Origin of the sequence: Phaeobacter sp. (genome assembly GCF_022825805.1) — a bacterium.
Classification (GTDB): domain Bacteria; phylum Pseudomonadota; class Alphaproteobacteria; order Rhodobacterales; family Rhodobacteraceae; genus Phaeobacter.
Map to the genome: position 1 here is coordinate 1 of NZ_JAJDWC010000146.1, position 9,729 is coordinate 9,729.

The 9,729-nt window shown below is 57.8% G+C and carries 10 protein-coding genes and 1 tRNA gene; 9 read left to right on the forward strand and 2 right to left on the reverse strand.

Annotated elements, in window-relative coordinates:
* Both Q0C28_RS16645 and tsaD read right to left on the reverse strand, forming a co-directional pair.
* A partial coding sequence (locus Q0C28_RS16645) for an NAD(P)H-dependent glycerol-3-phosphate dehydrogenase (protein ID WP_293577476.1) occupies nt 1-854 on the reverse strand: 854 nt, incomplete at its 3' end.
* Complete coding sequence (gene tsaD, locus Q0C28_RS16650; protein ID WP_293577477.1) at nt 851-1,948, reverse strand: tRNA (adenosine(37)-N6)-threonylcarbamoyltransferase complex transferase subunit TsaD; 1,098 nt, start codon at nt 1,946-1,948, stop codon at nt 851-853. The genes Q0C28_RS16645 and tsaD, both read right to left, overlap by 4 nt.
* Before the next feature lie 86 nt (nt 1,949-2,034).
* On the opposite strand from tsaD, the gene Q0C28_RS16655 reads away from it, so the two are divergent.
* From Q0C28_RS16655 to lptB, 9 genes are all read left to right on the forward strand, one after another.
* On the forward strand, nt 2,035-2,748 hold the full coding sequence (locus Q0C28_RS16655; RefSeq protein WP_293577478.1) for a uroporphyrinogen-III synthase: 714 nt from the start codon (nt 2,035-2,037) through the stop codon (nt 2,746-2,748).
* A 52-nt stretch (nt 2,749-2,800) separates the two neighbouring features.
* Nucleotides 2,801-4,111, forward strand: a complete 1,311-nt coding sequence (locus tag Q0C28_RS16660) for a hypothetical protein (RefSeq protein WP_293577479.1) — start codon at nt 2,801-2,803, stop codon at nt 4,109-4,111.
* A gap of 10 nt (nt 4,112-4,121) precedes the next feature.
* Complete coding sequence (locus tag Q0C28_RS16665; protein WP_293577480.1) at nt 4,122-5,627, forward strand: heme biosynthesis HemY N-terminal domain-containing protein; 1,506 nt, start codon at nt 4,122-4,124, stop codon at nt 5,625-5,627.
* Between the two features lie 81 nt (nt 5,628-5,708).
* Nucleotides 5,709-5,784, forward strand: a tRNA-Thr gene (locus tag Q0C28_RS16670).
* Nucleotides 5,785-5,969: 185 nt separating this feature from the next.
* On the forward strand, nt 5,970-6,584 hold the full coding sequence (locus Q0C28_RS16675; RefSeq protein ID WP_293577481.1) for a ribonuclease H-like domain-containing protein: 615 nt from the start codon (nt 5,970-5,972) through the stop codon (nt 6,582-6,584).
* Nucleotides 6,581-7,552 carry a KpsF/GutQ family sugar-phosphate isomerase gene (locus tag Q0C28_RS16680; RefSeq protein ID WP_293577482.1) on the forward strand — a complete coding sequence of 324 codons (972 nt, stop codon included), beginning with the start codon at nt 6,581-6,583 and terminating at the stop codon, nt 7,550-7,552. Before Q0C28_RS16675 ends, Q0C28_RS16680 begins: the two co-directional genes overlap by 4 nt.
* A gap of 15 nt (nt 7,553-7,567) precedes the next feature.
* The gene (lptC, locus tag Q0C28_RS16685; protein ID WP_293577483.1) at nt 7,568-8,167 is read left to right on the forward strand and encodes an LPS export ABC transporter periplasmic protein LptC; all 600 of its coding nucleotides are present in this window, start codon (nt 7,568-7,570) and stop codon (nt 8,165-8,167) included.
* Between the two features lie 24 nt (nt 8,168-8,191).
* A complete protein-coding gene (locus Q0C28_RS16690) occupies nt 8,192-8,671 on the forward strand; it encodes an LptA/OstA family protein (protein WP_293577485.1) in 480 nt (159 codons plus the stop codon).
* Nucleotides 8,671-9,429, forward strand: coding sequence for an LPS export ABC transporter ATP-binding protein (gene lptB, locus Q0C28_RS16695; protein WP_293577484.1), 759 nt, complete (start codon nt 8,671-8,673; stop codon nt 9,427-9,429). The genes Q0C28_RS16690 and lptB overlap by 1 nt, the downstream gene beginning before the upstream one ends.
* Nucleotides 9,430-9,729: the final 300 nt, after the last annotated feature.

Here is a 9,729-nt window from a genome sequence, read left to right on the forward strand (position 1 = left end):
CGCTGTATGGCGCTGTCTTTGACAGCACGCGCTGTTGCGGCGCCTTCCACTGTGACCGTGGGATCAAATGGTTCACCGCGGCCGATGGACAGACCCAATTGATAGTTGCGTGACAGGTCAGAACTGCAGGTCAGGGCCAGATCGCCAAATCCGGAAAGCCCGGCCAAAGTGTCTGATCGGGCGCCACAGGCTAGGGCCATCCGCTGCATTTCAGCATATCCACGGGTCATCAATGCGGCACGAGCGCTGTCGCCCAAGCCTGCCCCGATTACGGCGCCACAGGCGATGGCCATCACGTTCTTCAGCGCGCCACCGATTTCGGCGCCGGTGACATCTGTGGTGCGGTAAATGCGGATGTTTGCGGTGGTCAGACGGTGTTGCAAGTTTTGGCCAACATCATCGTCGCCGCAGGCCAGGGTCAATGCGGTTGGCAGGCCGCGGGCAATATCAGCAGCAAAACTCGGCCCAGTGAGCAGCGCCGCCCGCGCAGTTGGTGCGCATTCCCCAAGCACGGCAATTGGGCCCAGACCGCTTGTCAGTTCAATCCCTTTGCAGCAGGCGACAAGCGTTTTGCCCTCAAACAGTGTGCGGTTTTCCTCCAGGATCTGGCGCAGCTTTTGCATCGGAACCGCAAGCAGCAGAACGTCTGTGTCAGAAGCGCTGGCCAGATCGGAGACGACGTGCAGGTCATCTGGAAAAACAGGTCCGGGCAAACGCTGTGCATTTTGGCGCTGGCGCTGCATGTCGTCTGCCCATTTGGGGTTCCTGGCCCATAGGGTCACGGGGGTCTGCCGCGCCAGTGAAATCGCCAAAGCCGTGCCAAATGCACCTGCACCAAGGACGGCAATTGTCATGCTTTCGCCCCTTTTTTTCCGCTGCCCAGCATCGCGGGGCTGCTCTGATCCAATGGCCAACGGGGCCGCGCGCTCAGATCCATGCCGTCGCGTGCACCTGCCTCAAACCGTTCCATGCCCGCATAGGCGATCATCGCAGCATTGTCGGTGCACAGCGCCAGGGGCGGCGCGGTGAATGCTGCACCGAAATCGGCACAGATCGTCTCTAACCTGTGTCGAATGGCCGTATTCGCAGCAACGCCGCCAGCAACTGCAACGGTTGGAACGGCCGGGTTTTCCTGCAGGTATATCTGCAAGGCGCGCTTGGTCTTTTCGCCAAGCACATCGACAACGGCAGCTTGAAAACCTGCGCAAAGATCGGCGCGGTCCTGCCGGGTCAGCCCACCTTTTTCGGCAATCAGCTGGTCGCGCAGGCGCATCAAGGCGGTTTTTAATCCGGAAAAAGACAGGTTGCAGTCGTCTCGGTCCAGCAGTGGGCGAGGGAACCGGAAACGGCGCGCGTCACCTGACGCGGCTTCTTGTTGAACTGCGGGCCCACCCGGCTGCGGCAGCCCCAATAGTCTGGCTGTTTTGTCGAAGGCTTCGCCAGGGGCATCATCGATGGTGCCGCCGAGACGGGAGAAATCTTCGGCGCCACGCGCAATCAGATATTGGCAATGACCGCCTGAGACCAACAACATCAGATAAGGGTAAGCAATCGCATCTGTGAGCCGCGGAGTCAGTGCATGACCTGCCAGGTGGTTCACGCCGATCAGTGGCAGCCCTGTTGCTGCGGCAAGGCCCTTGGCGCACATGACACCGGAAATGACACCGCCGATGAGCCCGGGGCCAGCAGTGACAGCAATCGCATCCAGATCGCCCAAACCCAGATCCGCGTGCTGCAGCGCGTCTCGCACGCAGTGATCCAGTTTTTCCGCATGAGCCCGAGCCGCGATTTCTGGTACCACACCGCCATAGGCTCTGTGCAGGTCCGCTTGGTCAAAGACGATGGAGGACAGGATCCGCACAGAGCCGTCCGCTTCCCGCCGAACCACGGCTGCGGCTGTATCATCACAGCTGCTTTCCAGTCCCAAAATCGTTAGGCTCTGTGTCATGGTATCACCGTTGCATCTCATCGGGCTCGGGGCTACCACCTATGGAACTGGCGAACAATCCCGGGGGATCGATGGTCGGCCTATTAATGACACGACCCAAAGCAGCCGGAGAGCGCTTTGTCGCCTCTCTGGGCGCGGCCTGTTTGAAACATCTCACGGTGATTTCAGCGCCTCTGATCCAACCCGAACCTCTGGCGATTGAGACGGATGTGATCCACGGCAGTGATGTCATTTTCACATCTGCACAGGCGGTTGAATTTGTGCCATCTCCGTCAAAGACCAAGGCGCAGCGTGCCTATTGTGTTGGTGAACATACCACAGATCGGGCCCAGGCCTCGGGGTGGTTGGCAGAGTGCCGCGGTCAGGACGCTGACGCATTGGTTGCCTCATTGATCCAGACACCTCCACCTTCTGGGCTTCTGCACCTGCGGGGACGCTTTGGGCGGGGTGATATCGCAAACCGACTGACCGCAGCGGGTATCGCGACGCGGGAGTGCATTGTCTATGAACAACGCTTGCAAGGTTATGATCACGTGAAACGAGCAGAAATTGACGCGCAACGCTCTTTGATCGTGCCGCTTTTTTCACCTCGGACGGCAGAACAATTTGTAAACTTGGCCCCATATTCGGCGGATCTTCACCTATTGGCCTTTAGCAACGCGGTTGCCGAACCACTGATGGGTATGAAAGCCGCCGACCTGAAGATATGCACGGCGCCAACGGCTCCGGTTATGCGCGACATGGTGCGCGATGCCGCATTGTGTTTGGCCCGGGTTGAGGGTGGCGCAGAGGCGCAGTAACCTTGGGCGTGAGTTGGTGGAATGACATTTGAGAATCGAGGGGGGCGTCGGCGTGGCTGACAAAAAGCAATCGGAAGAGAGTTCTGTTCAGGACACTCAGGCAGAAAACGCCCCGGCCGACATCGACACCTCCATAGCAAACGCTGAGGATGACGTTTCTGCACCTGAACAGCAGGAACAGGCGTCTGATCAAGACACGCTGAGCGATGCGAAGGCCACCGATACGTCCGCTGAACACTCCGACCCACAGGATGATCCAGCCGTCGCTGAGGAGACTGTTTCTGACCCTGGCTCTGATACAGATCAGGATGTCGCCTCAACGGTGGCTCCGGGTCCGGCCACTCCCCCGCAGACCGAGCGGGTGATCGAGCGGCGGGGGGGCTTCTTTACGGCATTCCTTGGCGGGCTGGTTGCTGCTGGGTTTGGTTTTGTCGCGGGGCAAAGCACCCTACTTGATGGAGTGCTGCCATCCGCTCTGCGATCTGCGCCAACCGTTGATCTACAGACTTTTGAAGCGGCGCAAGATCAGTTTCAGTCCAAACTCGCTGAACTGGAAAGCCGCCTGGCTGATCAGACGCCTTCCTCTCTGTCCTCACTGGAAGAGCGGATTGATGCGGTTGAAGGTGCTGTGAATGACCTACCAAGCGGTGGTTCCGACGCGCCGGGCGTTGAGGTCACAGATCGCTTGCAGGCGCTTTCTGCGCGGTTGGATGCACTGGAAAGCCGCCCAACTGTCCCTGGCGCTGATCCCGAGGCTATCGCAGCCTTCGAAGCGGAGCTGGCCAAGCTGCAGGACGGATTTGCCGCGCAACGTGCAGAAGTGGAACAGATGTTGGCGGATGCCCAACAGCTTGAGCAGGCCAGCGCAGAAGCAGCGCGGGTTGCCGCGGCACAGACCGCTCTCGCCCGCTTGCGCGCGTCTGTAGATCTGGGCCAGGGCTTCGCTGCGATTGCGACAGAGTTGGAACAACTGGGGGTTTCGGTGCCAAATGCTGTCAGCGGCGCAGCTGAATCCGGTGTCAGCACGCTCGCGGCTTTGCAGGATGGCTTTGCCCCCGCGGCGCGTTCTGCGCTTTCGCTGGCGCGGACGAACAATACCGAAACGGCCAGTCTGGCAGATTATGTGCGCCGTCAATTGGGGGCCAGATCGGTTGCCCCCAAAGACGGCGATGACCCGGACGCCATTCTTTCGCGGGCCGAAGCCGCTGTGAAATCAGGCGATCTGCGTCTCGCTCTTGACGAACTATCTGCTTTTCCAGAATCCGCCCGCGCTCCACTGGCGGATTGGGAAAGTGCTGCGCAGGCCCGCTTAGCTGCTGTTTTGGCAGTTGATGAATTGGCCCAAAGCCTGAACGCCAAATAAGGAAGCTGCCATGCTCTGGTCATTGTTGAAAATTCTGGTCTTTGTTGCCATCGTTGCGCTTCTGGCTTTTGGGGCCTCGTTGTTGACCGAAACAGCCGGCGGCATCCAAATTACCGTTGCGGATACGGAATACACGCTCAGCGCGTTGCAATCGGTTATTGCCCTTGTTGTGTTGGTCGCTGCGGTTTGGGTTTTCTTTAAACTGGTGGCTTTGTTGGTGGCGACTTTGCGCTTCCTGAACGGTGATGAAACCGCGCTTTCACGGTATTGGGACAAAGGTCGTCAGCAAAAAGGCTATCAAGCACTGTCAGATGGGTTGATGGCGCTGGCATCGGGCGAAGGTCGTCTGGCGATGGCAAAAGCCGCGCGGGCTGAGAAATATCTGGCCAAACCGGAATTGACAGATTTGCTAACGGCGCAGGCGGCGGAGCTGGCCGGCGATACACAGAAGGCCGCCGAAGCCTACAAGCGTTTGGTCGGCAACCAAACGACCCGATTTGTCGGTGTGCGCGGGATTATGAAGCAAAAGCTGTCCGAAGGAGATACGGATACGGCCCGCCAATTGGCGGAGAAAGCTCTGGCTCTGCGCCCCAAGCATGAAGAGGTTCAGGATACGCTCCTGACCTTGCAGGCCCGTTCGAAAGATTGGGTTGGTGCGCGCAAAACACTGACCACCAAGCTGAAAACAGGCACCATGCCGCGGGATGTCTTCAAGCGTCGGGATGCTGTTTTGGCGTTGTCGGCATCCAAATCCATCCTTGATGACGGGATGACTGTGGACCAGCAGGAGCAGGCCATCGAAGCCAATCGGCTATCGCCGGATCTGGTGCCTGCGGCGGCCATGGCAGCACGCGCCTATAGCCAGCGTGGCAAGAACCGTAACGCGATCCGTATCCTGAAGAAAGCGTGGGAGGCACAGCCTCATCCCGATTTGGCCCAGGCTTTCGCAGAGTTGGAGCCGGATGAAACACCGCAGCAGCGTGTGAAACGGTTTGTGCAGCTGTCTCGCTTGGCGCCGACACATTCTGAAACGCGACTGTTGATGGCAGAGTTGCACATCGTTGCCGAAGAGTTTCCAGAAGCGCGTCGGGCGCTGGGCGACCTGGTCGAGCAGGCTCCGGATATGCGGGCCTTGACGCTGATGGCTGCCATCGAAAAAGGCGAAGGTGCCAGCGACGCGATTGTGCAGGGCTGGCTCACACGGGCGCTGACAGCACCGCGGGGGCCGCAATGGCTCTGCAACAACTGCAATCACATCCATGCCGAATGGGCCCCGGTTTGCGAGAACTGTTCGAGCTTTGATACGCTCAGCTGGAAACGGCCAGAAACAGCCGAAGTTCTGGGTGCGACCAGCGCGCAGGTGTTGCCTTTGCTGACACCTGATGCTGCCGGGGCCGCAGCGTCGGCTGAGCCGATGGCGGATATGGAATTGCTGGATACTGCGGAACAGCCAACGGACCCTGACCAGGCGGAAAAGAAAGATGATGATGTCTTTGAAATGAAAGACGCCAAATAGATCTTTTCTGTTTGATTTTCGACTGCTAGTGCCGGTCACAGGTGGTTCTGGCCACGCTCTGTGGTGTGATCACAGGGATGTGCCGCTGTAGCTCAGATGGTAGAGCACGTCATTCGTAATGATGGGGCCGGGGGTTCGAGTCCCTTCAGCGGCACCAGCACCAAGATCTGGCCCGATATGTTGATAAGAGAGGCCAGAGCCAGAGGGTCAAAAGCTGACAGGGCTTGCGGCTGCGCGCCTCAGAACGGGGAGATTTGCTTGCAGCAGCAGTTGAGTTTGAGCTGACTTCACCCTATTTCGGGTCCGAACCTCGCCAAAACGACAGACACAAAGGATCGCAGCTTGGCTAACTTTCTGTATCAAAACGACCTTCCGGACGGGCTTGATCTGGGACCAATTGTTGCAATCGATTGCGAGACCATGGGGCTTAATCCGCATCGGGATCGGCTGTGTGTGATCCAAATGTCTGGTGGCGACGGAAACGCCCATATCGTGCAGGTGTCGATTGGACAGACCGAGGCACCAAACCTGTGCCGCATGCTGGAAGACCCCAAGGTTTTGAAGCTTTTCCATTTTGGCCGGTTCGACATTGCAGCGATGTACAACGCGTTTGGTGCGTTGGCGGCGCCGGTCTATTGCACAAAAATTGCCAGCCGTTTGGTGCGGACATATACGGACCGCCATGGGCTCAAGAATCTGACCCAGGAACTGCTGTCTGTTGATATCTCTAAACAGCAACAAATGAGCGACTGGGGTGCGGCTCAGCTGACTGACGCGCAGTTGGACTATGCCGCATCGGATGTATTGTATCTGCACCGCTTGCGGGAAGCCCTGAACAAACGCCTGGAGCGCGAGGGGCGCAGCGAGATGGCGCAGGCTTGCTTTGATTTCTTACCGATGCGTGCCAAACTGGACCTCGCTGGCTGGCCTGAAACAGATATCTTTGCTCACTCATGACCGACGCTGAAACATTTCTGACAACCGCCCGCCAGGTCATCCTGGACGAGGCGAAAGCGCTGCAAACGCTGGCGGCGGATCTGGATCCAAGGTTTGCCGAAGCGGTGGAATTGATCCTGAAGGCAAAGGGCCGTGTCATTGTCAGCGGCATTGGCAAGTCCGGGCATATTGGGCACAAAATCGCGGCGACCCTGGCATCAACCGGGACGCCTGCTTATTTTGTCCATCCGGCCGAAGCCAGCCATGGTGATCTGGGCATGTTGTCCACGGAAGATGTGGTTCTGGCGATTTCAAATTCGGGCGAAGCCCCGGAACTGGCCAATCTCCTCGCGTTCACCCGGCGTTTTGGCATTCCGCTGATTGGCCTGTCCAGCCGTATGGAAAGCACGCTGATGCAGGAAGCAGATGTCCATCTGCAAATCCCGGCCATCGGTGAGGCCTGCGGTTTTGGCATGGTGCCGTCAATCTCAACCACTCTGACGCTTGCGATGGGGGATGCGCTTGCCATTGCGTTGATGAAGCATCGCGATTTCCGACCAGAGAACTTTCGGGCGTTCCACCCTGGTGGCAAGCTGGGTGCCCAGTTGTCGCGCGTGCGGGATCTGATGCATGGTGTTGAGGCATTGCCTCTGGTGACCAGCGACACCCCCATGTCGGATGCATTGATTGAAATCAGTCAAAAGGGGTTTGGCGTCGCCGGTGTGGTTGATGATGCCGATACCTTGGTTGGGATCATCACAGATGGTGACCTGCGTCGCCACATGGATGGCCTGCTTGATAAAACCGCGGCAGATGTCATGACAGCCGATCCAACGACGATCATCGCAGATACAATGGCCGAAGAAGCGGTCGCTGTGATGAACGACCGCAAAATCACCTGTCTGTTCGTGGTCCAAGAGACCTCTGCAGCGAAATCCGCGATTGGTCTGTTGCATATCCATGACTGCCTGCGGGTTGGCCTGGGATAACGGGGCGGGGGCGGCATGGACGGATATTCCCGCCTTGTGGCCTATCTGAAGGTCTTGTTGCCACTGATGGCGCTTGCGCTGATGTCGACCGTGTTTTTGTTGTCGCGGGGTGTCGAAACCGAAGCCGTCATACCGTTTGCGGAGCAGGATTTGGCGGATCGCACCCAAGGCCAGCAGATCACCGCACCGTTTTTTTCTGGAACGACCGCGCAGGGCGACGAGATCATGCTCAGCGCGCAATCTGCTTTGCCCGGCAACGCAGATACTCCGGCGACAGCGATTGATTTGCAGGCGGAGATCCGGGTTGAAAGCGGCGGGTCCTTTTCGTTGCGATCTGACACCGGTCGTCTTCGCCCGGATCGCCAGATCGCAAGTTTTACTGGCAATGTTGCGCTTTCCACTGCGGACGGTCTTCAAGTCGTCACAGATCACCTGAACGCGGCTTTGGATGGTATCCAGGTCGACAGTCCAGGCCCGGTGGAAGCCACGGGTGTTTTTGGATCTCTGCAGGCCGGTGCTATGCGGATCGACACAAAAACCGAAGGCGGGCCGGCACATATGGTTTTCAACAAAGGGGTCAAGCTGATATACGATCCCCAACAATCGGAAAGATAGCTTGTGTCTTATTTGCGCGTATTGATGTTCTGCTTGCCTTTGGCGCTGTGGTCAGCGGCGGCCTATGCTCAGGCGACATCTATTGCATTTGGCGCGCTGAAAGCGGATCCATCCGACCCTGTTGAGGTCACGGCTGACAGTCTGGACGTCAATCAAGCCGATGGGTCGGCCCGGTTTGTTGGCAATGTTCTGATCATTCAGGGTGTCATGCGGCTGTCTGCGAATGACGTGCTGGTTGTCTACAAACAGGATGAAACCGGTCGCACGGGCATTGATCGCCTGTCAGCCTCTGGCCGTGTCCTGCTGGTGAATGGCCCAGATGCGGCCGAGGCGGATCAGGCGGAGTATTCCATTGATTCCGGCACCATTGTGATGACCGGAAATGTCCTACTGAGTCAAGGGACAGGCACGCTCACCTCCAATCGGCTGGTTGTTAACCTGACCAACGGGACCGCCAGCTTGTCTGGGCGGGTGAAGACCATTTTGAACGGCGGCAGCGATTGATGGCCAAACCTTCTCTGACAGTGACCGAAGGCAGTTCTGGGCTGCGGATTGATCGTCTCCGTAAATCTTACAGCAAAAAGGTGGTGATCCGGGATGTCTCCATGACATTGGAGCGCGGTGAAGTCGTTGCCCTTCTTGGTCCAAACGGGTCTGGCAAAACCACCAGCTTTTACGCGATTGCTGGGTTGGTTTTCCCCGAAGCGGGCACCGTCACGATTGACGGGCAAAATGTGACCTCACTGCCGATGTATCGCCGTGCGCGGATGGGCATCGGCTATCTGCCGCAGGAGATGTCGATCTTCCGTGGTCTGTCGGTTGAGGACAACATTTCCTCGGTGCTCGATATTGCCGTGAAACATGCGCACAAACGGCGGGAAAGGCTCGAAGAGCTGCTGTCTGATTTTTCTATCGAACATTTGCGCCGGGCGCCTGCCTTGGCTCTGTCTGGTGGTGAAAGACGCCGGGTTGAAATTGCCCGTTGTCTGGCTGCCGATCCGAAATATTTGTTGTTGGATGAACCCTTTGCCGGGGTCGACCCGATTTCTGTCGGTGACATTCGGCATCTCGTGGCGGATCTGAAAAAACGCGGGATCGGTGTTTTGATCACCGACCATAATGTCCGTGAAACACTCGAGATTGTGGACCGCGCCTATATCTTGCATGACGGTCAGGTTCTGATGTCTGGCTCACCGGCCGAAGTGGTCGAGAATGAAAATGTGCGCCGGGTCTATCTGGGCGACAATTTCCGCATTTCCTGATTACATCCGGATACTGGTCGCGCGCGGCGAGAAACCCGACCAACTCAGCCCAGAATCGATGACTTGGCTGTAGGCAGCGATCTGTCGGCGTAACTCTGCCGATAGCGCAAACATAATCCACGTCCTAGTCACAAATGGGTAACCGTCCCACAGTGATTTGCATGTCGAGAACATTCTGAATTGTCCGGTGTAGGTAACATGCCAATTGTCCGCTTCAGTTAGTACCGCAGCAGCCCAAATCGGAACGAGCCGTAGGCGACTGGAGATTTGGGCTGCTGCGTTCGCACGCGTCGAAGCGGG